Genomic DNA, 25,091 nt, shown 5'->3' with positions numbered 1-25,091 from the left:
CGTTAACCGTGGCATATGAATTTAAGCTTCCCGATATTGGTGAAGGAATTCACGAAGGCGAAATTGTAAAGTGGTTTGTTAAAGCAGGGGACACTATTAAAGAAGATGACATCCTGCTTGAAGTCCAAAATGACAAAGCCGTTGTTGAAATCCCTTCTCCTGTAGACGGTAAAATCTTAGAACTAAAAGTAGATGAAGGTACTGTATCCGTTGTAGGTGATGTTCTTTTAACGATCGAGGCAGAGGGTGAAATTCCTGCAGATGCACATGGCGGAAGCGATGAAGCACCTGAGCAGCCGAAAGCTGAAGAAGAAAAAGAAGTTACAGCTGATCAAGCAAAAGAAAACGAAAAACCTGAAGCTAAAACAGATAAGACGGAAGACACAGCTAAAGAAGAGCCTGCGGATGATACAAAACGTGTAATCGCTATGCCTTCTGTTCGTAAATACGCTCGTGAGAAGGAAGTAGATATCCGTAAAGTACAAGGCTCTGGAGACAATGGACGTGTACTTAAAGAAGATATCGATAAGTTTGTAAGCGGCGGTGGTGAAGCTGCAACAGAAGCACCAGCGGCTGATAAAGAAGCACCTAAAGCTGATGCTGCTAAGAAAGAAGCGCCTAAAGCAATTCCTGCTGGAGAAATGGAAACACGCGAGAAGATCAAAGGCATCAGAAAAGCGATCTCTAAAGCGATGGTTAACTCCAAACATACAGCTCCACATGTTACACTTATGGATGAAGTGGACGTTACTGATCTTGTTGCACACCGTAAGAAGTTCAAGCAAGTAGCGATGGATAAAGGCATTAAGCTTACTTATCTTCCATATGTGGTAAAAGCATTAACATCTGCACTTCGTGAGTTCCCTGTGCTTAATGCGTCAATCGATGATGCTAACGAAGAAATCGTGTACAAGCACTATTACAACATCGGAATCGCTGCAGATACAGATAACGGATTAATGGTTCCAGTTGTTAAAGAAGCAGATCGCAAGTCTATCTTCAAGATCTCTTCTGAAATCAATGAATTAGCTACAAAAGCACGTGATGGAAAGCTTTCTGGAGAAGAAATGAAAGGCGGATCTTGCACGATTACAAACATCGGATCTGCTGGTGGACAATGGTTCACTCCAGTAATTAATCACCCTGAAGTAGCTATCCTTGGTATCGGCCGTATCGCTGAAAAAGCAGTAGTTAAAGATGGAGAAGTTGTGGTGGCCCCAGTATTGGCACTTTCTCTCAGCTTTGACCACCGTCTGATCGATGGTGCAACTGCACAAAATGCATTGAATCACATTAAGCGTTTGTTGAACGATCCACAACTATTAGTAATGGAGGCGTAATTCGATGGTAGTAGGAGATTTTCCAATTGAGTTAGACACACTTGTCATTGGTTCAGGTCCTGGGGGATACGTAGCGGCAATTCGCGCTGCACAATTAGGACAAAAAGTGGCTATTGCGGAAAAGACAGAAATGGGAGGCGTTTGCTTAAACGTGGGTTGTATTCCATCTAAAGCACTTATTAATGCAGGTCACCGTGTTGAACATGCTAATCACTCAGAAGATATGGGGATTACTGTTGAAAACGTAAAAGTTGATTTCAGCAAAGTTCAAGAATGGAAAGCTGGGATCGTGAAGAAGCTTACTGGCGGAGTTGAAGGGCTTTTAAAAGGAAACAAAGTTGAAATCATCCGTGGTGAAGCTTATTTCGTAAATGAAAACACAGTTCGTATCATGGACGAGAAGAACTCTCAGACATATACGTTTAAAAACGCGATTATCGCTACAGGATCACGTCCAATTGAAATCCCTGGTTTCAAATGGAGTGACCGTGTAATTTCTTCCACTGGTGCACTGGCTCTTAAGGAAGTTCCTAAGAAGCTTGTGGTTATCGGCGGCGGATATATTGGAATGGAGCTTGGAACGGCTTATGCTAACTTTGGTACTGAAGTAACCATCCTTGAAGGCGGAAAACAAATCCTTCCAGGTTTCGAAAAGCAAATGAGCCAAGTAGTTTCTAAGCGTTTGAAGAAAAAAGGCAATGTGGAAGTCTTTACTGAAGCAATGGCTAAAGGCGTAGAAGAAACAAAAGATGGTGTTACTGTAACAGCTGAAATCAAAGGTGAGTCAAAAACATTTGAAGCTGATTATGTACTTGTAACAGTTGGACGCCGTCCAAACACTGAAGAACTTGGTCTTGAGCAAGTTGGTGTTGAAATGACTGAGCGTGGTCTTATCAAGATCAACAAGAAAGCTCAAACAAGTGTTAGCGGCATCTATGCAATCGGTGATGTAGTTGAAGGTCCTGCTCTTGCACATAAGGCTTCTTATGAAGGTAAAGTTGCAGCTGAAGTAATCAGCGGACATGCGGCTGAAATTGATTATTTAGCAATTCCAGCTGTAGTATTCACAGACCCAGAACTAGCTTCTGTAGGTTATGATGAAAAGTCAGCAAAAGAAGCAGGATATGAAGTAAAAGCTTCTAAATTCCCATTTGCAGCTAATGGACGAGCTTTATCTATGAACGAGACGGATGGCTTCATGAAGCTTATCACTCGTAAAGAAGATGGACTTGTTTTAGGGGCTCAAATCGCAGGCGGAAACGCATCTGATATGATCGCAGAACTTGGATTAGCTATTGAAGCAGGAATGACTGCAGAAGATATTGCTATGACAATTCATGCGCATCCAACTTTCGGAGAGATTTCAATGGAAGCTGCAGAAGTTGCGATCGGACTTCCAGTTCACATCGTAAAATAAACCATTAAAAACCCCTTGTAAGCCGCTTTCGCGGATACAAGGGGTTTCTTTGATTTCTACATATTAAACAAATCTCTTCATAACATTAAGTATAAAGATATACGTGGAGGATGTTATGAATGTATTGTTGTGTAGTATCATTCAAATTGTGGTATGGTGCGGATATTCGCTAGTTCTCTACCTGTCGCATCATGATCATTCATTTTACGAAACGGTTCTCTTAGTCATGTTTTCGTACTTTAATTTTCTTATTGCTGTAAGATTTATTTCAAATAGAACAACTGGAATAAATATAACCATTCTATTCACAATCATCTATGTTGCAGGAAGAATTGTATTTTTATGATTTTCTTTTTTCTTCTGACAGAGCTTTTTGCAGAGAAACCATCATGAATATCATTACGAATGCAAATGGGAAAGCTGCGATTATCGAAGCTGTTTGCAATGCTTCAAGTCCCCCGGAATAAAGTAATATAGCTGCCGCTGCTGCTATAACCATACCCCAGACAAACTTTGTCTTTGAAGAAGGATCCAATCTTCCATGTCGTGTTTGCATCCCTAGAACAAAGGTTGCTGAATCTGCAGATGTAATGAAAAATGTACTGATTAAGAAAATAGCAAGCAGCGACATGATCATCCCGAATGGAAGATTTTCAAATAAGGCAAACAACGCAACTTCAGTACCTTTGTCTGTAATGATTTTATTAAGACCCACATTGTTGAAGATTTCAAGATGAAGTGCTGCACCACCGAAGATGGAGAACCAAAGTGCTCCAAATAGAGTAGGGACAAGCAATACGCCTAAAATAAATTCTCTGATGGTTCTTCCTTTTGATACACGTGCTATAAAAGTACCTACAAAAGGTGCCCAAGCAATCCACCAGGCCCAATAGAATACGGTCCAGCCTTGAATCCAGCCAGCTTCACTCGGCCGGAAAGGACTTAGTTTTAAACTCATGCTAGGTAAATATTGAAGGTAGTTCCCTAAAGATTGTACAAAAACATCCATGATGAAATTAGTAGATGAAGCGAACAACAAGAACAGCATCAATATAACTGCAAGAATGATATTAAGGTTACTCAAATACTTGATTCCTTTATTAAGTCCAGTCTGGGCTGAAAGAGTAAATAAGACGGTAACTACAGCAATGATTATAAGCTGCGTAGTGAAATTATTAGCGACATCCGTCACATAAGAAAGACCGCCGCTTATCTGAACGGCGCCAAGTCCAAGAGACGTGGCAACACCGAAGATCGTTGCAAATACGGCAACGATATCGATTGTCTTTCCTATCGGTCCATTTACTTTATCTCCAATTAATGGAGTGAAGATTGCACTGATAAGACCCGGCGCACCTTTTCTGAATTTAAAATAGGCTAAGGACAATCCGATCAAGGTATAAATTCCCCAAGGGTGCAAACCCCAGTGGAAAAAGCTGTAGCGCAATGCTGCTTGTGCTGAGGCTGCGTTCCCACCCTCACCGCTAGGAGGAGTATAAAAGTGGCTTATAGGCTCTGCTACGCCCCAAAAGACGAGGCCAATACCCATGCCGGCACTAAATAACATCGCAAACCATGTAATCGTGCTGTATTCTGGTTTGTCATCCGGCTCACCTAGCTTAATTTTTCCAAATTTGCTGAATGCCAGATAAAGAACGAAAATCAAAAAACTAGTAGCCGAAAGTAGATAGAACCAACCAAACTTCTCTTGAAGAAAATTTTGGACCGTCGTTGCTCTAGCCTGAAATTCCTCTGGAAACAAAAACCCTATGACAATAAAAACAATTGAAATGAGTAATGAAACGATAAATACTGTATTCGTTTGCTTTTTCATTCCTTCACCAACCTTTCTGAGTATGTATCTTTTTTATTTTTCCCTAAGGGGACGAAAGTTTACATTTTAGTTGAAATAAAATAGGAAGTCCAATGATATGATTGGGCTTCCTAAAGGAATGTGCAGCTAAAATCGATAAGATTTACCTATTTTTTAGGATAATAATACATAACCCTGCCGTTAAAAAGATGAAGTTCCCCTTTTAATTTTGCCGCTAAAAACTTACAAAATTCATTCGCTTTTCCTTTGTCTCCGTGCGTTGAGATGTCTGTAAGAGAAACCTGTATGTAGCATTGCTGATTTTCTGTAGAGTCTTCTAAAACTTCCTTTTGTTCAAAGTCGACTCCAACGAGAATGTATCTGTTTTTTCTTGAATCAATTCCTTTTAAATAGAACCATTTGTTATTTGCTTCTTCTTTTTCCTCAATTGTATAGGGAAAAGCTGCCTCGGAGTATCCCCAAGAGAGCTGTTCCCCTGTTTTACTCGTGATTGATTTGTAATAATGGAACATGTCTTTAATATCTTCTATTGTTACCACTTGTTTTTCAGATGCGGGAACAAGCTTTATGTATGCACTTTGGGACATTCGGACTCACTCCAGTTAGTCATTTTTAACAAGATTTGTTCATACAATAGTTTATCATATTTCAAGAAGATTTTGACAATATAAGTTTTAAATTCATTGCAAAAGGGAATTACTCTTACATCAATTTTGAACTTAACAGGATAGCCAGTCATGAAACAGCTAGGTTCGAACAACCCGATCGATGAACAATGTTCTATCATACGAGGAGGGATAACATGGAATGGTTTGAAAAATTGTATGACGAGAGTGAGTCCGTTAAGGTTAGGTTTGTAGGTTTCACAACAGATACGGTGAGATATGATTTTGGTATCGTGTATACAAATATGTTTTTCGGAAAACCACTGGTCGTGTGTATGCAGACTGGCAGATCAGCGCTGCTTGACTCGAATGATATGCGAAACCTTGAATATATCAAACAGGTATTTCATATAAAGAGCTTGAAAGAAGCTGAAGATTTAACGCTCTTCTTTGAGGAAGCTGTTCCTCATCTCCCTGTAATCGAACAATATGATTAATGAGCACATTTTTTTAATGTGTTATACTAAAAGTGTTGACAAACGAATTGTGACATAATATTATACAGATATAAACGTAAGCGCTTTCAAAATGCGAAGGGAGATGGAACGGATGGGAGTAATCATTTGCCAAACGTGTGAAACAACAATTGAACATTTTGAAGAGGAAAAGGTAACAACATTGTATTCTAAAACATGTCCGCATTGCCAAGAGCAAGCTAAATTAAACAAATAAAAAGAAGACCTTCTGAGGTCTTCTTTTTTTGTGTTCTATCGTATCGCCACTTGTTCTTGAATTACTTTAAGATAATTTAAATGGGCATCTTCTGGACCTTGAACAGGCAACCCTGCCTCAAGGTTTTCTTTTATATATGCGAGGTTTTCTTTTGTGATGATTTCTCCAGGAATGAAGATTGGAATTCCCGGCGGATATACCATAACAAATTCTGCAATTATTCTTCCGGCTGATTCTTCGAAAGGTACACTTTCTGTATTTGCATAAAAAGCATCACGCGGAGAGAGAGCGAGAACCGGAATATCAGGAACATGTACCGGCAAGGATTTAATTTCTTCCGTTTTAGAGGAGCTTTTTTCGTTTGATAGCTTGGTTAATGCTTCAACCAGAATCATCGTGTCTTTTTCATGATCGGCAGTAGTGATCAAACACAATATGTTATATAGATCCGACAATTCTACCTCGATGTTGTATTGATCACGAAGCCAAGTTTCAGCTTCATAACCTGTAATACCAAGATCTTTTACTGATATAAGCAATTTAGACGGGTCGTAATCGAAGGTAGCGGAAGTACCAAGCTTCTCTTCACCTACGCAATAAAGGTTTGGTATTTCGTTTATTTTTTCTCTCGTTTGGTTTGCCAGTCTAATTGTTTTTTCAATTAATGTATACCCTTCTGTTGCTAACCGTCTGCGTGCAGCATCCAAAGACGCTAACAGGATATAGGAAGTAGATGTTGTTGTCATCATACTTAATATGGTTTGAACACGTTCTGGCGAGACAAGTCCTTCTTTAACATTTAAAATAGAACTGCCGGTAAGTGAACCCCCAAGTTTATGCACACTTGTTGCAGCCATATCGGCACCAGCCTGCATGGCTGACAGTGGCATATGGTCATGGAAATGAATAAGGACGCCATGTGCTTCATCTACAAGAACAGGTACATTAAAACGGTGAGCAACATTAACAATCCCTTTTAAATCTGCTGCAAACCCAAAATAAGTCGGGTTAATGACAAGAACTGCTTTTGTGTCAGGATGCTGGTTCAACGCCTTCTCAACGCTGTCAGGTGTAATCCCATGTGAAATCCCCAGTTCAGGATCGATTTCCGGGTGGATAAAAATAGGTGTTGCACCAGAAAATACGATGGCCGTCATAATAGATTTATGCACATTTCTCGGTACAAGAATTTTATCTCCAGGAGAAACGACAGACATGATCATCGTCATAATCGCACCGCTAGTACCTTGAACCGAAAAGAAGGTATGATCTGCACCAAACGCTTGAGCTGCAAGATCTTGAGCTTTTTTTATCATACCTTTCGGGTGATGAAGGTCATCGAGTGGAGTGATATTTATAAGATCGATCGAAAGAGCATTAGGTCCGATGAAATTTTTGAACTCTTCATCCATTCCTTGGCCTTTTTTATGACCTGGAATATGGAATTGCAATGGATTTTTGTTTGCATGTTCACGCAAGCCAGTAAATAAAGGAGTTTCATGTTGAGACAATTTATACTACACCTCATCTATAGTTAACTTAATTTTCATTTATTTAGGCTCTTTTTCAAAGAATGTTGCTATTGGTAATTTATTTTCTTCAATGAAAAGTTGATTGTAGTGCAAGGTGCGAGACTCCTACGTGATCAGCGGGACAGGCTCCTATCTGTGCAAAGCGTATAGGAGGCTCACCGCTCGCCCCGTGGAAAGCGAGCATCCTGGAACGGAAATCAACAACTTCCAAAAGCATCAAAGTTTGCTATCTCAGCCTTTATTTATAAAACAAAAGAAGTATAACAGAAAATGCATGAAGATGTAAGTAAATGATTTAATTTTCAGGAGGAGAAATCTTATGTTCAAAACACGTGTAACCACATTGTTAGATATTGATTTACCAATCATTCAAGGAGGTCTGGCATACTTAGCATATTCAGATCTTGCTGCCGCCGTTTCTAATGCAGGAGGACTTGGACAGATTACAGCTATGTCTCTTCCAAATAGTGATGCGCTGAGAACTGAAATTAAGAAAACAAAACAGATGACATCACGGACCTTTGGAGTGAATTTTGCAATTGGCCAGCATGGCAGAACATATGAGGAACAATTGGAAACAGCTATTGAAGAAGGTGTAAAGGTTATTAGTATCACGGGCGGTAATCCTGCACCTGTTTTAAAAAGATTAGAAAATACAGGCATAAAAACGCTTGTTCTTGTCTCTAGTAAACGCCAAGCGATAAAAGCTGAACAGCTTGGGGCTGATGCCGTAATGGCTGTTGGACAGGAAGGCGGAGGTCATATCGGAAAAGAGGATACAGGTACGTTCGTACTGATTCCGGAAATAGCTGAGTCCTTATCGATACCTGTCATCGGTTCCGGTGGGATCGTCGATGGAAAAGGAATGATGGCTGCACTGGCTCTTGGTGCTGAAGGGATAGAAATGGGAACGAGGTTCATTGCAGTAAAAGAATGCGTGCATGCTCATCCAGCCTACAAAAGATGGATTCTCGAAAGTTCCGAAAACGATACGGTTGTAATCAAAAGAAAATTAGGTATGCCAGGCAGGACACTTAATACATCTTTTGCATTAAAAATTGTTGAAGAAGAAAATAAAAACGGAACGTATGAGCACCTAAAAGATTTTATCAGTGGGGAAGCGAATCAGAAATTTATTTATGAAGGTAAGAGTAGCGAAGGATTTGGATGGGCTGGTCAAGGAGCTGGGAGGATTAATGAAGTCTTATCTGTCAGTGAATTGTTCCAGCAAATAAAAGAAGAAGCAAAAGCTGTCCATCAAAAATGGAACAGCCTTTTCTAACACTTTTCTTACAATAGTGATACATACCCATACATTTAAGCAGTACGGCAATATACTAGTGGTAAGAAGCAGTTGAACTTTTGCTTCCTGCCACTTTTTTTATTACAGTTGTTTTTTTAAGTTGTAAAGAGGTAAAAGGGTTTTAAATGTCTCGGATATCCGTGTAAACCATTCGTCTTCTGTCATTGCAACAGCTTCATCTTTTGAGATATGGACACCGCAAAGCAATTCAGCTTTTTTAACAGTACTTAAACGTTCAGCCATTTCTTTTAATTTATCCTTTTTTACTTCGCTATGTTTATAGCTATCTGGCTTTGTATGATCGTCAGACCAAACAAAGGAATCGGGAATTTCCTTTTTTATCTTACTAAGCTTCTTTAGAAAGGTTTTGCCATACGAATCCTTTATGGGTGACTCATAGATAAGAGCAAACCAGATAAAAACATGTGTTTCAAATAATCCAACCTGAAAATGTGGCAGCATTTTGTATCCCCTTTTATTCGGGGCAAAGGCTACCCATGTATCTTTTGGCGGATTTACAGTACGTCTTGCGTGTTTAGCAACATGATAGAACATTTCCTCTCCTGTTAAACTTGTAAGTTCATCAGCATATTTATCGCCAAGTGCCTCGAGTTTAGGTCGTATATGGGTAATGATCTGAACCATGCGCTGCTCAAGACCATCTGTATGAAAAACATTAAAATCTTGTTCTTTAAATCCATTGAATGTCATGAATGGTTCCTCCTGATTAGTAAACGATACAAAAAAGTTTATCACAGAAGCTAATTTTTAAAAAAATGTTTGCATTAGATTCCGCAAAGTGCCGTTTCAATATACCTCAGTCATTCATAAAATATAGAAAACATGAAAACGAAAAAAGAAAGGATGTGCCGGCGATATGAAACAAGTAATGAATACATTAAAAAGAACGGATGCAGAAAGAAGAATTCCAGTTTTAAAACTTGAGATTGACTATGAATTAGCTACTTTGTTTGATGCCTTAAAATCAAAAGATCAGAAACAAATCAATGATTCTAAGCGAAAGCTCGAAAGATTAAGGCTGGAGCTCGTGAGACTTGAGGCATGATCCAAAGAAATAGCGGGTAGCAAAAACGAATCCATCATGAACGGATGGTTCGTTTTTTTGTGAACAAACACGAATTGGCATATACTATAGGAAAGGCAAGGGGTGAGACGATGGATAAAGAAAAGTGCAGAAAGATAGAAGAGGCTGCAAAGACTTGGACGCTTGAAGCAGCAGATCTGCTGCAAAAGTCATTTGAAAATACATTAACGATTACATATAAATCACATATTGCTGACCTCGTCACAAATATGGATAAGAATATCGAAAAGTTTTTTATCGATAAAATACAAAGAACATTCCCTGATCACAAAGTTCTAGGTGAAGAAGGGTATGGTGATGATGTTCAAGATAAGTCGGGTATCATTTGGATTATTGACCCGATCGATGGAACGACAAATTTTATTCATCAACAATCAAATTTTGCTATTTCTATCGGTATTTATGAAAACGGTTTGGGAATAATGGGTTTAATATATGATGTAGGAAGCAAAAATCTTTATTTTGCAAAAGATGGAGAAGGTGCTTTTTTAAATGATTTTAAACTTCCTAGATTAGATAAGACGTCTCTTACTGAAGCGGTAATTGGAGTGAACGCTACATGGGTTGGTCCAAACAAGAGAATTAATCACGAGAATGTACAGGAAGTTGTAAGAAAATCCAGAGGGACTCGTTCGTACGGTTCGGCTGCAATCGAACTAGCTTATGTAGCATCCGGCAAACTAGATGCTTATATGACAATGAGGTTGTCTCCGTGGGATTTCGCAGCTGGTCTGATTCTTCTGAATGAGGTTGGAGGGCTTGTAACAAACACGGAAGGGCAACCGATAAAGCTTCTTGAACAAAACAGCATCCTAGCTGCTAAGCCAGGATTGCATGAAGAAATATTAAACCATTTAACGAATTAAAAGTTGTTCTCGGAGGTTTCTTGAAGTTGTTGATTTCCGTTCCAGATGCTCGCTTTCCGCGGTTGTTTTTAAAGTTCATCGTTGAATAGTTGATTGGAGTGCAAGGTTAAAGCAACAATTTTTTATATAACAGCCAAAAAAAAGAGAGAGCCTTCTTTATGAACGCTCTCTTTGCTTTTTCTTTAATGAAAATCCAAACCCCATCAAAATGAAAACGGAAACGATGGATATGATAAAAATAAGTAAACTTTTTTCGCCGATAGCCACACCCACTCCGCATATTGCAAGAGCTGTTAGAAAGGCAATAATAAAGAAAACTGCGTTCATGTTGACCTCCAAATGTAAATGAATCAATCGATGCTGCATAATAAGTGTAACGAATTTACATAAAAAGAAAAAGCCTTTAAATAAATTTGTGATATAATAGTCAAGTTGAACAAAAAAAGATAAGAAAAAGAGATAGGATATAAGGAGAGAATAATTTTGAATACAAGAGATGATTTACGCAATATAGCGATTATCGCCCACGTTGACCACGGAAAAACAACACTGGTTGACAAACTGCTTCATCAATCAGGAACATTCCGTGATAATGAGCAAGTACATGAACGTGCAATGGACTCAAATGATTTAGAACGTGAACGCGGTATTACAATCTTGGCGAAGAACACTGCCATTAATTATAACAGCAAACGCATTAATATCATGGATACTCCAGGACACGCTGACTTCGGTGGAGAAGTAGAACGTATCATGAAAATGGTTGATGGTGTTCTACTTGTTGTCGATGCATATGAAGGGTGTATGCCTCAAACTCGTTTCGTACTGAAAAAAGCGTTAGAGCAAAAATTAACACCAATCGTAGTTGTTAACAAAATCGACCGTGATTTTGCACGTCCAGAAGAAGTAGTAGACGAAGTAATCGATTTATTTATCGACCTTGGAGCAGAAGAAGAGCAGCTTGAATTCCCGGTTGTTTATGCGTCGGCATTAAAAGGTACAGCTTCCATGGACCCAGATCCAAACAAGCAAGATGAAGATATGACAGCATTGCTTGATACAATTATTGAAACGATTCCTGCACCTGTGGATAACAGTGCTGATCCGCTTCAATTCCAGATTACAATGCTTGATTATAACGACTATCTTGGCCGTATCGGTATCGGACGTGTATTCCGCGGTACGATCAAAGTTGGACAAGCTGTATCACTTATGAAACTTGATGGTTCTGTTAAAAAGTTCCGTGTAACTAAACTTTTCGGTTTCTTAGGGCTAAAGCGTATTGAAATTGAAGAAGCAAAAGCAGGAGATCTTATCGCTGTTTCTGGAATGGAAGAGATCAACGTTGGAGAAACAGTATGTCCGGAAGGTCAAGAAGAAGCGCTTCCAGTACTTCGTATTGATGAGCCGACACTTAAGATGACTTTCTTGGTAAACAACTCTCCATTCGCTGGCCGTGAAGGTAAATGGGTTACTAGCCGTAAGATCGAAGAACGATTAATGGCTGAATTAGAAACGGACGTAAGTTTACGTGTTGAGAATACAGATTCACCGGATGTTTGGACAGTATCAGGACGCGGTGAGCTTCACCTTTCAATCTTAATCGAAAACCTTCGACGTGAAGGATTCGAGCTTCAAGTATCAAAGCCTGAAGTAATCATCCGTGAAATTGACGGTGTGAAATGTGAGCCTGTAGAACGTGTTCAAATCGATATTCCTGAAGAATATACAGGTGCGATCATGGAATCTCTTGGAGATCGTAAAGGTGAAATGTTAAATATGATCAACAATGGATCAGGCCAAGTTCGTTTAGAGTTCATGGTTCCTGCACGTGGATTGATCGGCTACACAACTGAATTCTTAACACAAACTCGTGGATACGGAATTCTTAACCATACATTCGACAGCTATAAGCCAATGGTTGCTGGAAATGTTGGCGGACGCCGTCAGGGTGTTCTTGTTTCAATGGAAAACGGAAAAGCATCTCAATACGGAATCATGGGTGTTGAGGATCGCGGAACCATTTTCGTAGAGCCTGGTACAGAAGTCTACATGGGAATGATCGTTGGGGAACATACTCGTGAGAACGATATTACAGTAAACATTGTAAAAGTGAAGCAGATGACTAACATGCGTTCAGCGAATAAAGACCAGACGGTAACAATGAAAAAACCTCGTGTAATGACACTTGAAGAAGCGTTAGAGTACTTGAACGATGATGAGTATTGCGAAGTAACACCAGAGAGCATTCGTCTTCGTAAGAAGATTCTAGATAAGAACGAGCGTGAAAGAGTAGAGAAGAAAAAGAAACTTGCTCAAGGCTAAGCTTAAGTTTTAAGAAGCGGGAGTGGGAATCGTGAAAGAACAAGAAATTATGAAAGCGACAGGTGAGGATTCGTCCTCAATGGCTTTGCTGCTGGGGATTGAACACGACCCTGTCAGAGCTTTCTTGCTATTGTATTTAATCATTACAGTGCTTAGCATTATTGTTTTTAAGTTAGGTTTCGCCAAAAAACTGCCACCTTTAAAATCGGCATTGATCTATCTGTTTTTGATCATAGGTTGTATGCCTTTAGCATTCTTTGGAATCGGACTTCCCGTAGCTGAAGGATTGATCGTGGCTGCGCTTATCCTGATTATTTATAAGGTAAGATTATATCAAAGCAAAAAAGAAAACGGCTAAAACAGGAGGTTCAACATGAAACTCACAGATGCTCTTTCCAACTGGCTAAGCATTAAAAAAGTACATGAGGAACGTCCCAATGATCTAGCTGCAGAAGATACTTTTGAATTTTTTAGTGAGATATTAAGAGAAGACCACCGAGTAAACGTACAATCTGTCTCGGTTCAAGGACCATTTTACATCGTATTATTCGAGGTAGACGGAGTGGAAAAAACAGAACGATTCTTTGTTGACGCGGTGGATGCTTTATACGAAGGAATTCAAAATGAACCAAGGTTTAACGAGGAGTGCTGATTAATCAGCACTCCTTTTTTTATGCAGAAATGAAACAAAGTATCCGATTAAGACAGCAAATAAAAGGTGTCCGATAAACCATAATGTAAATGGAAGGAGAAATGGAGGATGAAAAGGCTTTGTCAAAGCGAAATGATAAAGAGGAAAAAAAGTAAAGGACATAACAGCGTTTATGATTACAGAAAAAAGGTGCGGATGATTAAATCTTGCAGATAAAATATCAACAAGAGCAATCAATATCACGGAGATCACAATATGAGATACGAACTGGATCAGGAAAGAATAAATAATAAAATCAGGTAATGGCAAGAAGTCAATATTCACTAAGAAAGTGTAGAGGTTGATTCCGAATCCTTGTTCAATGACATAAAAAAAACAAGCCAGCAAGGTGCCAGCAATTGTACCATAAAAAGTCCACGCTAATAAACGATTACCAGTCATTGTTCGTATCTGGACTTCTGTATAAAGTAAAATTACCTGTAGCTTCCCGCTGGGCAGTTTTTCTAGTGATTCGCTCTTTGCATGGTTCGCACATAAAGGTGTGTATCGGTCTATTTCGCAATTTCTTTGCAAGTGAACATTCATTTTCAATAACTTCAATATTATCGCATAATACGCATTTTACACGCATCGTATTTCACCTCTTTCAAACAGTATACCATAAAGAAAATAGTAAATTAAGTAAAGGAATTGAAGCACTTTAGTGGAACTTGATGTTCGCTGTGTTTTCCAAGAGGACTCTAATAAAGGATGTACGTCTTAAAAAAACAAACTATTTTGAATTAGAAGTACTTTTTATTAATCTCACGTTATTTAAATTAATCGCACATTAATTAAATTTTTTCCACGTTATTTTGGGAAATCCCACGTTAAATAATAAATACACGATTTTCGACATAACCCACAACTAGATATCATAAAAAAGACTGAAAAGGGAAGTTGTTGAAATCATCCCTCATCAGTCTCATTATTCTCAGCTTTCATTTAACCGCTGCGGCTGGTTTTTATCTGCTTTTTCTTGCTTTTGCTGGTCATTTTTCAGCTGTCGTTCCTCTTTTTCAGAAAGCTGGCTGTTATTTGTTTCTGTTGGAGAAGGTTTTTCCGTTTGAAGGCTGTGTGGAACTTGAGGCATTAAGCGGCCTACGATTCCAGCTAATTCATTCGCGATTCCGCCGATCGGATGTCCTTGGCGGATCTGTCTACCCATTTGACGGAGTCTCTCAACAACATCTGGATCGGCAGTTACAACTGCATTCTTGCCATTGGGATCATTTTTAAGAGCTTCTGCAACAGAATATTTGATCGAACCAACTCTTGAATTATCAAGCTTACGGTCTACATCAATACCTACAACTGCATACGGACCTAAGACAACAGCTGTAGCATCTTCAACACCAGGAATTCCAGTAGCCAGTCCTACGAGATGCCGGGATATTTCCTGAGAGCCTTTTGGCTGATTTGGCTTCTTGCTTTCTGCAGTTTGATTTACCTTAGTAAGGCGTGGTGTATTTTTATCAGCCTGTTGTGCATTATCATCATTTTCGTTCATGCAGCCAAAAAGAACAAAGATTGCGCTTAAGACTGCAGCTATTCGTAAAGTTTTCAATGAATATCAGTCCTTCCAAGTCATTTCCGTTATTTTTTGTTCATTCTTCTAACTTTATTCCTTCACACATACATTTTTAATAGGCAGTCCATAAAAATGCACTTAATAGATGGGATTACATTTAAGTCAGGAGGCTGAATGTTGAATAAACGATACGTCCTAGATACAAACGTGCTTTTGCAGGATCCTTATTCCATACAATCCTTTGGAGACAGTGAAGTGATCATACCTGCTGTAGTTTTAGAAGAAGTGGATTCCAAGAAACGTTATATGGACGAAATTGGGAGAAATGCAAGAGAAGTTTCCCGTTTAATTGACCGTGTTAGACAGAATGGAAAACTGCATCAAGGTGTTCCACTTGAAAATGGGGGCAAACTTCGAGTAGAGCTCAATCATAAATCATTTCAAAGGCTTCAGGAAACGTTTGTAGAACCGACAAACGATAATCGGATATTAGCTGTTACATTGAATTTAAAACAAGAGGAAGAGGCTAAAAAGAGCGGTGTGAAAGTGATATTGGTTTCAAAAGATGTATTGGTTCGTGTAAAAGCAGATGCTCTCGGGATAGAAGCAGAAGATTTTTTAAGTGACAGGGTTATCGATAAGAATGACCAGACCTATACAGGCTATAAAGAAATTTATTTACAAGGTGAACTTCTGAGTAAATTTTATGAGAAAAATGAACTGCAGCTGATCGAATTAACAGGGCACTCCTTTTATCCCCATCAGTTTGTCATCTTGAAAGATGTTTTCAGGTCATCTGTTTCGGCTCTTGGGAAAGTAGACGAGTTTGGTAAAACGTTAAAACCTCTCCGTTATGATTCAGAGCAGATATGGGGTATACGGGCTAGGAATGTACAGCAGAAAATGGCATTTGAACTTTTACTGCGAAAAGACCTGCCTCTTGTTACATTGATTGGAAAAGCGGGCACAGGAAAGACGCTGATAACACTTGCTGCAGCATTGCTTCAGACTGAAGACTTGAAGGATTATATCAAATTATTTATCGCTCGCCCGATCGTACCCGTTGGTAAAGATATCGGCTATTTGCCAGGGGAAAAAGAAGAAAAGCTTAAACCTTGGATGCAGCCTGTTTATGATAATCTCGAATACCTGTTCAATACAAAAAAGCAGGGAGAGCTGGAAAAAATATTGGCTGGTATTGGCTCTATACACGTTGAAGCACTCACATACATCAGAGGAAGGAGTCTGCCAGATCAGTTTATCATTATTGATGAAGCTCAAAACCTGACTAAGCATGAAGTGAAAACCATTCTTACAAGGGTAGGGGAAGGAAGTAAAATTGTATTGCTCGGTGATCCTCAGCAAATTGATCATCCTTATTTGGATGAATTTACAAACGGTTTGACATATGTGGTGGAAAAATTTAAAGACCAGGCAGTCAGCGGGCACGTGAGGCTGGAAAAAGGGGAACGATCTTCATTGGCTCAAATTGCAGCAGATCTGCTGTAATTGTAAAAGACAGCTCCAGAAAGAGCTGCCCTTCGTTTTTCCTGTAATTTTTTTAAAGAAGCGTGATACCAGTAATGCGTTTGATTGGATTTTCTTTGTTTCGTCCATCACCAAAATAAAAGTGAACAGGTCCATCTGATTTTAAGGGTTTACCGTTTTCAGAAAACGCCAAGTACCCATCTTGGGCTTCTTTAATTGTGATTTCAACATTTCCGTCCCCTGATTCAATGAGTACTCTTTCTGCGTCAGGGTGCGGTTGTGCATTATAGATAAAATAAGATAATGATATGGCGAAGGAACTTGTAAGAAGAGTTTCTTTTAAAGTTGTTTTAGGTTTTTGCTTATCTTTTTCAGATGGAGGGACAGCACCTTCCTGCAATTCTCTGTCCCAGTGAGCTGAAACGTCCTTTAAATATTTTTCTTGCTCGCTTTCTTTGTCTCCTTTCGTATCGAACAATGTGTCCAGATTTTCTTTTCTATCATCAAAAATCCAAACGCCAGGATCTAAAGTAAGCGGGTAGTTTACCTTCCCGTTAAGTGCAACTATGAATTCCATATGTACCTCCTTGATTTGAAAACGCTATTAAAAGCATAGCATGATTATGTGAATACTGTAATATGTTGATTTTTTTTAGACAAACCTTTATATTTAAAGGTAGAAATTCGTGCGAACGGAGGGATGATCATTGTCAGCTGAGATGGCAACTGGACATCGGGAAAGGGCATTTGAACTCTTAAAAGCAGATGCAGATAAAATCCTGAAATTAATTGAAGTTCAAATGGAAAACTTAACAATGCCACAATGTCCCCTCTATGAGGAAGTATTGGATACGCAAATGTTTGGTTTATCCCGTGAAATAGATTTTGCAGTCCGCTTAAATCTGGTAGAAGAAGAAGCGGGGAAACAATTATTAGAGTCGCTCGAAAAGCAGCTTACTGCATTGCATGATGCATCAATGAAAAAATGATACACAGCCAGTCCGAAAAAACATTTGGACTGGATTTTTTTATATTTATTAAGAAATCTTTATTTTTAATCAAAAACTGATACAATGTTACGAAATAATATGTTTAAGAGAATGTCGCCGGGCTGAATCAATAAGAAAAAGGTTTTATATGTTACAATATCTAATAATTATGAATTTAGAGAGGAGAAAGGTGGAAAACGTGAAAAAAGCAGTAAGACCCTATGACTATTCTCTTTTAGTGGCCGTACTTTTGTTGTGCAGTTCTGGTCTAGTCATGATCTACAGTGCAAGTATAGGGGTAACGATTAATAAATACGATTATAGCAGCAGTTTTTTCTTCACAAGACAGCTCATCTTTTTAATTGCAGGGCTGCTATTCATGTACTTTACAATGAGATTCAACGTACAGATCTATAAAAAAATGATGCTTCCGATCGTACTGGTGTCCATTGGAGTGCTAGTTGCTGTTTTAGTTTTTGGACGTGAAGTAAATAATGCAAAAAGCTGGTTATACATAGGACCTGTCGGAATTCAGCCTGCAGAGTTCATTAAATTAACGCTTGCCATCTATTTGGCTGCGATCTATTCAAAAAAACAAGGTAAAATGCATGACTTTAAAAAAGGGGTAATACCTCCTCTTAGTATCTTTGCCATCATGTTTATTTTAATCATTTTACAGCCGGATCTAGGGACCGCCCTGATTGTAGCAGGTGTAGCAGGAATTATCCTTTTCTGCTCAGGGATTAAATTTAAACATATCTTTTCAATGGCAGCATTAGCCGGAATCGTGGGACTCGGGATTTATTTTCAGCTGAGCGAGGAACAACTTTCACGTTTTGATGCCGCGTATGCACCATTTAAAAATCCAGCAGGAGATGGATATCAGCTTGTTAACGGCTATATTTCTATCGCAGCTGGCGGTTTAACTGGAAGCGGTCTAGGACAAAGCATTCAAAAGTACGGATTCTTGCCTGAACCTCATACTGATTTCATTATTGCGATCATCGCAGAGGAATTAGGTTTCATAGGAGTGTTTTTAATTATTGCTCTTTTGGGGTATATCGTATTGAGGGGATTCTGGATCGGTATGCAGAGTGACGATACTTATACGAGTCTGCTAGCTTTCGGGATTTCTGGGATGATTGGCATCCAAACAGTTGTGAACCTGGGAGCGGCAGTAGGTTTGTTGCCTATTACTGGTGTCCCGCTGCCTTTTATATCTTATGGTGGATCTTCCCTTCTGTTGTTCCTGACATCGATGGGAATTCTAATAAACATTTCTGCAAAAGTAAAACTGAATAAGAAAGTGCCTGACAAACAACCGAGTGTAAAGAACAAAAGCTTAAAAGCAATCTTGTAACGGTAAAAGGAGAGGAACTTGTATGAGCAGAAAAATTAGCAAAGTTTTAGTAGCAAACCGAGGAGAAATTGCAATCCGAATTTTCAGAGCATGTACAGAACTGGACATTCGAACCGTAGCAATATATTCAAAGGAAGATACTGGTTCCTACCATCGTTATAAAGCAGATGAAGCTTACCTGGTCGGAGAAGGAAAAAAGCCGATAGATGCTTATCTGGATATCGAAGGAATTATCGAGATAGCAAAAGCAAACGGAGTAGATGGAATTCACCCAGGCTATGGCTTCTTGTCTGAAAATAAAGAGTTTGCACAGCGATGCCGTGAAGAGGGAATTATCTTTATCGGACCTGAGGAAAAACACCTCGATGTGTTTGGGGACAAAGTAAAAGCGAGACAAGCAGCGATCGATGCCAACATTCCGGTTATCCCAGGAAGCGATGGTCCTGTGAACTCTTTAGATGAGGTAAGGTCTTTCGCAGAAGAACATGGTTTCCCGATCATCATTAAAGCATCCATGGGTGGCGGTGGCCGTGGCATGAGAATTGTCAGAAGCGAAAATTCATTGGCAGAGAGCTATGAAAGAGCTAAGTCTGAAGCAAAGGCCGCTTTTGGTAAAGACGAAGTTTATGTTGAAAAATTCTTAGATAAACCAAAACATATCGAAGTACAGATCCTTGGAGACTATGAAGGAAATCTCGTGCATTTATATGAGCGTGACTGTTCCGTTCAGAGAAGGCATCAAAAAGTAGTCGAGGTAGCACCAAGCGTTTCATTGACCGAGGAACTTCGCCACGAAATCTGTGAATCTGCAGTTTCCTTAATGGAGCATGTTGGCTACGTGAATGCAGGTACTGTAGAGTATCTTGTTACTCCATCCGGTGAGTTTTATTTCATAGAAGTAAACCCACGGGTCCAGGTAGAGCATACGATTACAGAGATGGTAACCGGCATTGACATTGTGCAATCACAAATTCTTATTGCTCAAGGCTTCTCACTGCATAGTAAACAATTGGGAATCCCGCAACAATCAGAGATTTATTGTCATGGGTATGCTATCCAATCCCGTGTTACGACAGAAGATCCAGCTAACCAATTCATGCCAGATACAGGGAAAATTATGGCGTACCGTTCGGGCGGAGGATTCGGAGTGAGGCTGGACGCCGGTAATGGTTATCAAGGTGCAGTCATCACGCCATTCTATGATTCATTGCTTGTGAAAGTTTCAACATGGGCGTTGTCCTATGAACAAGCTGCATCTAAAATGTTAAGAAATTTAAAAGAATTCCGTATTCGCGGGATCAAGACCAACATAGCTTTCCTTGAGAACGTGGTAACTCACGAAAAGTTCTTATCGGGAGACTATGATACTTCCTTTATTGATACGAGCAGTGAACTGTTTGTGTTCCCTAAACGCAAGGATAGAGGAACTAAGATGCTTTCATACATTGGAGCGACAACGATTAATGGATTTCCCGGTCTTCAAAAACAAGAGAAACCATCGTTTGATAAACCTCGCATTCCTAAAGTGAAACATTCTGAGCCGATTCCTAATGGCACAAAACAATTGCTGGACACTGAAGGACCGGAAGCAGTAGCGCAATGGGTTAAAGATCAAAAGAAATTGCTTCTTACAGATACAACTTTCCGAGATGGTCATCAGTCACTTCTTGCAACGCGTGTCAGAACGAATGATCTTCTTCATATCGCTGAGCCGACCGCAAGACTTTGGCCAGATATGTTCTCCATGGAAATGTGGGGTGGAGCAACATTTGATGTAGCTTATCGCTTCTTAAATGAAGATCCGTGGGACAGGCTTTTAAAGCTTAGAGAAAAAGCTCCAAATGTATTGTTTCAAATGCTTTTAAGAGCATCGAATGCAGTCGGCTATAAAAATTATCCTGACAACGTCATCGAAGAATTTGTTAAAAAATCTGCAATGGCTGGAATCGATGTCTTTAGAATCTTTGATAGTTTAAACTGGGTTGAAGGTATGAAAGTGGCTATTCATGCAGTTCGCGAAACAGGGAAAATTGCTGAAGCAGCCATTTGCTATACAGGTGATATTCTAGACCCTAGCCGCACAAAGTACGATTTAAACTATTATGTTAATCTTGCAAAGGAACTTGAACAAGAAGGTGCCCATATCCTTGCCATTAAAGATATGGCAGGCCTATTAAAGCCACAGGCTGCTTATGATCTTGTTTCGGCCCTTAAGGATGCAATTGACATTCCAATTCATCTGCATACGCATGATACGAGCGGAAATGGTATTTACACCTATGCGAAAGCTGCTGAAGCGGGTGTAGATATTGTGGATGTAGCAGTAAGTTCAATGTCAGGACAAACATCTCAGCCAAGTGCTAACTCTTTATATTATGCCTTGACCGGTAACGAAAGACAGCCTGACTTAAACATTCAAGATGCAAATCAGCTGTCCGCTTATTGGGAAGATATTAGAAAGTATTACTCTGGCTTTGAAAATGGCATGAATGCACCGGATCCTGAGGTATATGAACATGAAATGCCAGGCGGTCAGTTCAGTAATCTCCAGCAGCAAGCGAAAGCTGTCGGTCTGGGAGAACGCTGGGATGAAGTGAAGCAGATGTACAGAAGAGTCAATGACATGTTCGGAGATGTTGTTAAAGTTACACCGTCTTCTAAAGTAGTGGGGGACATGGCACTTTATATGGTTCAGAACAATCTAACCGAGGATGAAGTATATGAAAGAGGAGAATCACTGGACTTCCCAGATTCAGTAGTAGAATTCTTCCAAGGTCACCTCGGGCAGCCTTATCAAGGTTTCCCACGTGAACTTCAGCAGATCATCTTAAAAGGCAGAGAGCCACTAACGGTAAGACCTGGTGAAACGCTCGAAGCAGCTGATTTTAATGACATTAAAGAAACGTTATTCCATAAAATCAACCGTCAAGTTACAAGCTTTGATGTGCTCGCCTATGCTTTGTATCCGAAGGTGTTCTTAGACCGTGAGAAAATGTATGCTCAATTTGGAGATATATCTGTTCTTGATACACCTACATTCTTCTACGGCATGACACTAGGAGAAGAAATTGAAGTGGAAATCGAACAAGGAAAAACGCTTATCGTAAAACTAGTTTCGATCGGGGAAGCTCAAAATGATGGATCAAGAGTTCTCTATTTTGAGCTTAACGGACAATCACGTGAGATTGTAGTAATCGACGAAAGTGCTAAAGTAACGGTTACAGCAAAACAAAAGATAGATCCTTCAAACCCTTCACAAATTGGTGCGAGTATGCCAGGAACAGTAATTAAGGTACTGGTGGAGCAAGGCGAAAAAGTGAAGAAAGGCGATCATTTGATGATTACGGAAGCCATGAAGATGGAAACAACCGTTCAAGCACCATTTGACGGCCGCGTTAAGTCTATTTCTGTTCAAAACGGAGAAGGCATCAGTGCCGGAGACCTATTGATCGAACTGGAAAAATAAGCACTAAAAAAGGCGTCTCATCAAGAGACGTCTTTTTGTTTTATGAGTGATTTTTAGTAGGAGGATATTGCTGTGAAGTGTTCCGGTTTATCAATATATCTTGTTCAAAGGCGAAATTAAATGGTTCGAAGGTGAAATTATGGCCATAATTGGTGAATATATTTACGTATTTCTTCAAATTAAGTCACTGAAACGAAAATCGAACACTCTCAAGAGCAACAAAACTTAAGATAACAGCCATTCTATAAAAAAAGCTGACAGATAAGTTCCATTAAAGAACCTCTGTCAGCCTTTTAAGAGCATTATTTTCGATAAACGATTAACATTACGAAACTAAGTGCTCCGAATAAGAAAGAAATAATTAAACCATGCGCTAATGCTACAAATAAGTTTAAGTTTGATAAAACAATCATTGCGCCAGATATACCTTGAAGTAGAACAAATAGTGCAGCAAACTTTAAGCCTTTGTTTAAAGCTGTTTGATCTCTATAATGCTTTCTAGCGTGGTACCAGGAATATACGATCCATATGAACAAAACAATTGCTGCAATCCGATGGAGAAGGTGTATGTTCGCTTGAGAACCTATTTCAGTTATAGTACCGCTGCATGACGGGAACTCTGGCCCGCACCCCATGCTTGAACCAGTATGCCTTACAAGCGCCCCTGTATAAACAACTGCATACAGGTATGCGAAGAGCCAATAGAGATTCTTTTTAAATGCTGTAGAAACCCTTGCCATAAAGGGGTCTTCACGGTTCTCAAAAGATAGCAATGCAAGAAGTAGAACGCTCGCAAATGATACAAGTGAGAAACCAAAATGAGAGGCAAGTACAGCTGATGACTGACTCCATATAACAGCAGCGGCACCTAAAAGACCTTGAAGAACAATGAAGAACACAGCAGATCCTGCCAGTATCTTAACTTCTTTTCGATGTGGATCTCTTTTCCACGCCCAGACCGCTAAAATGATAACTAAAATACCTAGCCATGCCGATACATAGCGGTGACTGACTTCAATGATCGTTTCAAGCTTAGGCTGAGTCGGCAGCAATTCTCCATAGCAAAGTGGCCAAGAATTACCGCAGCCGTCGCCAGAGTCTGTTTTTGTAACAACTGCTCCCATAAGTAGTACGAGCAGCATGCCGAAGGATGTAATAATAGAAAAAATTTGATAAGCTCTTTTCAACTTTCTTCACCTGCTTTATAGTTCTATAAACTTCACAAAATTGTAAAAAAATTTGCTAGTATTCATGTTGGGCTGATAGTACAAATAATATAAGGTACTGTCAGTATTAGTCGAAGTATACAAAGTACATGTTTTGTTTTATAATGTTAAAGGACATTTTCTTTACTTTCTTTGTATAATCTTATCCTATCATATGGGGAAATCAATCTACTTTACATATTGTGAACAGATAAAGACAATTTTTAACCGTTGATTTTACTTACAAGCCCATATAGAATGAATGAGGGCTTATCTTACACTTGAAGAAAGAATTGGAACTGAATTTTCACTTAGAAGGAGGTGTATCTGTGTTGAGCAAAACACCAACTGCATATGAAGCCGCTAACAAGGTTATGGAACCAGGACCTCTTTCAGAAGCAAATCCAACAGGTACTTGGAAAGACTTTTTAACCATCGCAAAACTCGGTATAGTCATGAGCAATCTGATTACGACTTTTGCAGGATTCTTTTTAGCCATAAAGTATAACGGTTATTTGTTTACTGATAATATCCTTACATTAGTATTGTGTATACTCGGTGCTGCATTAGTTATTGCTGGAGGATGCTGTTTAAATAACTATATTGACAGAGATATCGATCAGCTTATGGAAAGAACGATTGAAAGACCAACTGTTACCGGCCGTATTTCAGCCAGTCAAGTCCTTTGGGTGGGAATTATTCTATCAGCTATTGGAACTGTTATGCTAGCGATGACTACTGCTACAGCAGCAGTGATAGGATTAATCGGCCTCTTTGTATATGTTTTCGTATATACGATGTGGCTTAAGCGCACTCATTCAATTAACACGGTTGTTGGGGGAATATCTGGAGCAGTACCTCCGCTAATCGGCTGGGCTGCAGTAGATGCTAACCTTCATTGGGTAGCATGGATCCTGTTCCTTATCATGTTCTTATGGCAGCCGCCGCATTTTTTGGCACTTGCCATGAAACGTTGTGAAGATTATCGAAAAGCAGGCATACCGATGCTTCCGGTAGTATCCGGGTTCGGTATTACAAAACGCCAGATGATCTGGTATGTAGCTGCATTGCTCCCAGTATCTCTTTACTTGTTTGATTTTGGGATGTTATATCTAATTTTGGCTGCTGTATTAGGTACAGGATGGCTGATCTTAGCTCTTTCAGGATTAAAAACGAAAGATGATATGAAATGGGCGCGTATGATGTTTGTTTATTCATTGAATTACATGACAATCATGTTTGTCGCTATGATTCTAGTTAACATATAAGTTTATTGTTTACTCTATGGAACAGCGTAATTTG

The 25,091-nt window shown here is 39.4% G+C and carries 26 protein-coding genes; 16 read left to right on the top strand and 10 right to left on the bottom strand.

Annotation, left to right across the window (positions count from 1 at the left end):
• Positions 1–8 precede the first annotated feature (8 nt).
• The 3 genes from EV282_RS10800 (at position 9) to EV282_RS10790 (ending at position 3,103) form a co-directional block, all read left to right on the top strand.
• Positions 9–1,340, top strand: coding sequence for a dihydrolipoamide acetyltransferase family protein (locus tag EV282_RS10800; RefSeq protein WP_130295818.1), 1,332 nt, complete (start codon positions 9–11; stop codon positions 1,338–1,340).
• 4 nt (positions 1,341–1,344) lie between these two features.
• A complete protein-coding gene (gene lpdA, locus EV282_RS10795; protein ID WP_130295817.1) occupies positions 1,345–2,757 on the top strand; it encodes a dihydrolipoyl dehydrogenase in 1,413 nt (470 codons plus the stop codon).
• A gap of 115 nt (positions 2,758–2,872) precedes the next feature.
• Positions 2,873–3,103 carry a hypothetical protein gene (locus EV282_RS10790; RefSeq protein WP_130295816.1) on the top strand — a complete coding sequence of 77 codons (231 nt, stop codon included), beginning with the start codon at positions 2,873–2,875 and terminating at the stop codon, positions 3,101–3,103.
• Here EV282_RS10790 and EV282_RS10785 read toward each other — a convergent pair.
• Together EV282_RS10785 and EV282_RS10780 are read right to left on the bottom strand one after the other, a co-directional pair.
• Positions 3,098–4,591: a glycine betaine uptake BCCT transporter gene (locus tag EV282_RS10785; protein WP_130295815.1), complete on the bottom strand. Its 1,494-nt coding sequence runs from the start codon at positions 4,589–4,591 to the stop codon at positions 3,098–3,100. The genes EV282_RS10790 and EV282_RS10785 overlap by 6 nt on opposite strands.
• A 146-nt stretch (positions 4,592–4,737) precedes the next feature.
• Positions 4,738–5,178, bottom strand: a complete 441-nt coding sequence (locus EV282_RS10780; RefSeq protein ID WP_130295814.1) for a DUF1885 family protein — start codon at positions 5,176–5,178, stop codon at positions 4,738–4,740.
• A 215-nt stretch (positions 5,179–5,393) separates the two neighbouring features.
• On the opposite strand from EV282_RS10780, the gene EV282_RS10775 reads away from it, so the two are divergent.
• Positions 5,394–5,693 (top strand): DUF3055 domain-containing protein, encoded by a 300-nt coding sequence (locus EV282_RS10775; protein ID WP_130295813.1) that lies wholly within the window; start codon positions 5,394–5,396, stop codon positions 5,691–5,693.
• 112 nt (positions 5,694–5,805) lie between these two features.
• The gene (locus tag EV282_RS10770; RefSeq protein ID WP_077361557.1) at positions 5,806–5,928 is read left to right on the top strand and encodes a GapA-binding peptide SR1P; all 123 of its coding nucleotides are present in this window, start codon (positions 5,806–5,808) and stop codon (positions 5,926–5,928) included.
• Between the two features lie 35 nt (positions 5,929–5,963).
• Here the strand turns inward: EV282_RS10770 and EV282_RS10765 are convergent, their stop codons facing one another.
• Entirely contained in the window at positions 5,964–7,439 is a 1,476-nt protein-coding gene (locus tag EV282_RS10765) for an aminotransferase class I/II-fold pyridoxal phosphate-dependent enzyme (RefSeq protein WP_130295812.1), read from the bottom strand.
• 340 nt (positions 7,440–7,779) lie between these two features.
• Between EV282_RS10765 and EV282_RS10760 the strand changes: the two genes are divergently transcribed.
• Positions 7,780–8,742: an NAD(P)H-dependent flavin oxidoreductase gene (locus EV282_RS10760; protein WP_130295811.1), complete on the top strand. Its 963-nt coding sequence runs from the start codon at positions 7,780–7,782 to the stop codon at positions 8,740–8,742.
• A 102-nt stretch (positions 8,743–8,844) separates the two neighbouring features.
• On the opposite strand, the gene EV282_RS10755 is transcribed toward EV282_RS10760, so the two are convergent.
• Positions 8,845–9,474: a YktB family protein gene (locus tag EV282_RS10755; protein WP_130295810.1), complete on the bottom strand. Its 630-nt coding sequence runs from the start codon at positions 9,472–9,474 to the stop codon at positions 8,845–8,847.
• A 166-nt stretch (positions 9,475–9,640) separates the two neighbouring features.
• Between EV282_RS10755 and EV282_RS10750 the strand changes: the two genes are divergently transcribed.
• Positions 9,641–9,829 (top strand): hypothetical protein, encoded by a 189-nt coding sequence (locus EV282_RS10750; RefSeq protein ID WP_066289027.1) that lies wholly within the window; start codon positions 9,641–9,643, stop codon positions 9,827–9,829.
• A 110-nt stretch (positions 9,830–9,939) separates the two neighbouring features.
• Positions 9,940–10,734, top strand: a complete 795-nt coding sequence (locus EV282_RS10745; RefSeq protein ID WP_130295809.1) for an inositol monophosphatase family protein — start codon at positions 9,940–9,942, stop codon at positions 10,732–10,734.
• 156 nt (positions 10,735–10,890) lie between these two features.
• Here EV282_RS10745 and EV282_RS20215 read toward each other — a convergent pair whose 3' ends face one another.
• Positions 10,891–11,061 carry a DUF5325 family protein gene (locus EV282_RS20215; RefSeq protein WP_165389418.1) on the bottom strand — a complete coding sequence of 57 codons (171 nt, stop codon included), beginning with the start codon at positions 11,059–11,061 and terminating at the stop codon, positions 10,891–10,893.
• A gap of 156 nt (positions 11,062–11,217) precedes the next feature.
• Between EV282_RS20215 and typA the strand changes: the two genes are divergently transcribed.
• From typA to EV282_RS10730, 3 genes are all read left to right on the top strand, one after another.
• Entirely contained in the window at positions 11,218–13,059 is a 1,842-nt protein-coding gene (typA, locus tag EV282_RS10740) for a translational GTPase TypA (RefSeq protein ID WP_130295808.1), read from the top strand.
• 79 nt (positions 13,060–13,138) lie between these two features.
• Positions 13,139–13,417: a YlaH-like family protein gene (locus EV282_RS10735; RefSeq protein ID WP_226535081.1), complete on the top strand. Its 279-nt coding sequence runs from the start codon at positions 13,139–13,141 to the stop codon at positions 13,415–13,417.
• Positions 13,418–13,432: 15 nt separating this feature from the next.
• Complete coding sequence (locus EV282_RS10730) at positions 13,433–13,711, top strand: hypothetical protein (protein WP_130295807.1); 279 nt, start codon at positions 13,433–13,435, stop codon at positions 13,709–13,711.
• On the opposite strand, the gene EV282_RS10725 is transcribed toward EV282_RS10730, so the two are convergent.
• The 3 genes from EV282_RS10725 to EV282_RS10715 form a co-directional block, all read right to left on the bottom strand.
• On the bottom strand, positions 13,712–14,152 hold the full coding sequence (locus EV282_RS10725; protein WP_130295806.1) for a hypothetical protein: 441 nt from the start codon (positions 14,150–14,152) through the stop codon (positions 13,712–13,714).
• Positions 14,142–14,342 (bottom strand): YlaI family protein, encoded by a 201-nt coding sequence (locus EV282_RS10720; RefSeq protein WP_130295805.1) that lies wholly within the window; start codon positions 14,340–14,342, stop codon positions 14,142–14,144. The genes EV282_RS10725 and EV282_RS10720 overlap by 11 nt, the downstream gene beginning before the upstream one ends.
• Positions 14,343–14,684: 342 nt before the next feature.
• Positions 14,685–15,317, bottom strand: a complete 633-nt coding sequence (locus tag EV282_RS10715) for a YhcN/YlaJ family sporulation lipoprotein (protein ID WP_242611854.1) — start codon at positions 15,315–15,317, stop codon at positions 14,685–14,687.
• 138 nt (positions 15,318–15,455) lie between these two features.
• On the opposite strand from EV282_RS10715, the gene EV282_RS10710 reads away from it, so the two are divergent.
• Entirely contained in the window at positions 15,456–16,790 is a 1,335-nt protein-coding gene (locus EV282_RS10710; protein WP_130295804.1) for a PhoH family protein, read from the top strand.
• Between the two features lie 52 nt (positions 16,791–16,842).
• On the opposite strand, the gene EV282_RS10705 is transcribed toward EV282_RS10710, so the two are convergent.
• Entirely contained in the window at positions 16,843–17,346 is a 504-nt protein-coding gene (locus tag EV282_RS10705) for a peptidyl-prolyl cis-trans isomerase (RefSeq protein ID WP_130295803.1), read from the bottom strand.
• 142 nt (positions 17,347–17,488) lie between these two features.
• Between EV282_RS10705 and EV282_RS10700 the strand changes: the two genes are divergently transcribed.
• The 3 genes from EV282_RS10700 (at position 17,489) to pyc (ending at position 22,584) form a co-directional block, all read left to right on the top strand.
• Entirely contained in the window at positions 17,489–17,758 is a 270-nt protein-coding gene (locus tag EV282_RS10700) for a YlaN family protein (protein ID WP_413466112.1), read from the top strand.
• Between the two features lie 199 nt (positions 17,759–17,957).
• Positions 17,958–19,118, top strand: coding sequence for a putative lipid II flippase FtsW (gene ftsW, locus EV282_RS10695; protein ID WP_130295802.1), 1,161 nt, complete (start codon positions 17,958–17,960; stop codon positions 19,116–19,118).
• Between the two features lie 22 nt (positions 19,119–19,140).
• Positions 19,141–22,584 (top strand): pyruvate carboxylase, encoded by a 3,444-nt coding sequence (pyc, locus tag EV282_RS10690; protein ID WP_130295801.1) that lies wholly within the window; start codon positions 19,141–19,143, stop codon positions 22,582–22,584.
• A gap of 302 nt (positions 22,585–22,886) precedes the next feature.
• Here pyc and EV282_RS10685 read toward each other — a convergent pair whose 3' ends face one another.
• The gene (locus tag EV282_RS10685) at positions 22,887–23,771 is read right to left on the bottom strand and encodes a COX15/CtaA family protein (protein WP_242611853.1); all 885 of its coding nucleotides are present in this window, start codon (positions 23,769–23,771) and stop codon (positions 22,887–22,889) included.
• A gap of 392 nt (positions 23,772–24,163) precedes the next feature.
• On the opposite strand from EV282_RS10685, the gene cyoE reads away from it, so the two are divergent.
• Positions 24,164–25,057, top strand: coding sequence for a heme o synthase (gene cyoE / locus EV282_RS10680; protein WP_130296957.1), 894 nt, complete (start codon positions 24,164–24,166; stop codon positions 25,055–25,057).
• Positions 25,058–25,091: the final 34 nt, after the last annotated feature.

The sequence above is a fragment of the Fictibacillus sp. BK138 genome (assembly GCF_004216955.1).
Taxonomy (GTDB): domain Bacteria; phylum Bacillota; class Bacilli; order Bacillales; family Fictibacillaceae; genus Fictibacillus.
The sequence above is the reverse complement of the archived record's forward strand: the minus strand, read 5'-3'. Positions and strand labels throughout refer to the sequence as shown.

What these genes read in the sequence shown, in the direction of transcription:
- EV282_RS10760 (WP_130295811.1), top strand. Translation starts at nt 7,780, where the DNA reads ATGTTCAAAACACGTGTAACCACATTGTTAGATATTGATTTACCAATC.
- EV282_RS10755 (WP_130295810.1), bottom strand. Translation starts at nt 9,474, where the DNA reads ATGACATTCAATGGATTTAAAGAACAAGATTTTAATGTTTTTCATACA.
- EV282_RS20215 (WP_165389418.1), bottom strand. Translation starts at nt 11,061, where the DNA reads ATGAACGCAGTTTTCTTTATTATTGCCTTTCTAACAGCTCTTGCAATA.
- EV282_RS10785 (WP_130295815.1), bottom strand. Translation starts at nt 4,591, where the DNA reads ATGAAAAAGCAAACGAATACAGTATTTATCGTTTCATTACTCATTTCA.
- EV282_RS10705 (WP_130295803.1), bottom strand. Translation starts at nt 17,346, where the DNA reads ATGGAATTCATAGTTGCACTTAACGGGAAGGTAAACTACCCGCTTACT.
- pyc (WP_130295801.1), top strand. Translation starts at nt 19,141, where the DNA reads ATGAGCAGAAAAATTAGCAAAGTTTTAGTAGCAAACCGAGGAGAAATT.
- EV282_RS10735 (WP_226535081.1), top strand. Translation starts at nt 13,139, where the DNA reads ATGGCTTTGCTGCTGGGGATTGAACACGACCCTGTCAGAGCTTTCTTG.
- EV282_RS10770 (WP_077361557.1), top strand. Translation starts at nt 5,806, where the DNA reads ATGGGAGTAATCATTTGCCAAACGTGTGAAACAACAATTGAACATTTT.
- EV282_RS10725 (WP_130295806.1), bottom strand. Translation starts at nt 14,152, where the DNA reads ATGACTGGTAATCGTTTATTAGCGTGGACTTTTTATGGTACAATTGCT.
- EV282_RS10730 (WP_130295807.1), top strand. Translation starts at nt 13,433, where the DNA reads ATGAAACTCACAGATGCTCTTTCCAACTGGCTAAGCATTAAAAAAGTA.
- EV282_RS10790 (WP_130295816.1), top strand. Translation starts at nt 2,873, where the DNA reads ATGAATGTATTGTTGTGTAGTATCATTCAAATTGTGGTATGGTGCGGA.
- EV282_RS10750 (WP_066289027.1), top strand. Translation starts at nt 9,641, where the DNA reads ATGAAACAAGTAATGAATACATTAAAAAGAACGGATGCAGAAAGAAGA.
- EV282_RS10775 (WP_130295813.1), top strand. Translation starts at nt 5,394, where the DNA reads ATGGAATGGTTTGAAAAATTGTATGACGAGAGTGAGTCCGTTAAGGTT.
- EV282_RS10780 (WP_130295814.1), bottom strand. Translation starts at nt 5,178, where the DNA reads ATGTCCCAAAGTGCATACATAAAGCTTGTTCCCGCATCTGAAAAACAA.
- EV282_RS10745 (WP_130295809.1), top strand. Translation starts at nt 9,940, where the DNA reads ATGGATAAAGAAAAGTGCAGAAAGATAGAAGAGGCTGCAAAGACTTGG.
- lpdA (WP_130295817.1), top strand. Translation starts at nt 1,345, where the DNA reads ATGGTAGTAGGAGATTTTCCAATTGAGTTAGACACACTTGTCATTGGT.
- EV282_RS10700 (WP_413466112.1), top strand. Translation starts at nt 17,489, where the DNA reads ATGGCAACTGGACATCGGGAAAGGGCATTTGAACTCTTAAAAGCAGAT.
- EV282_RS10710 (WP_130295804.1), top strand. Translation starts at nt 15,456, where the DNA reads ATGTTGAATAAACGATACGTCCTAGATACAAACGTGCTTTTGCAGGAT.
- cyoE (WP_130296957.1), top strand. Translation starts at nt 24,164, where the DNA reads ATGGAACCAGGACCTCTTTCAGAAGCAAATCCAACAGGTACTTGGAAA.
- EV282_RS10720 (WP_130295805.1), bottom strand. Translation starts at nt 14,342, where the DNA reads ATGCGTGTAAAATGCGTATTATGCGATAATATTGAAGTTATTGAAAAT.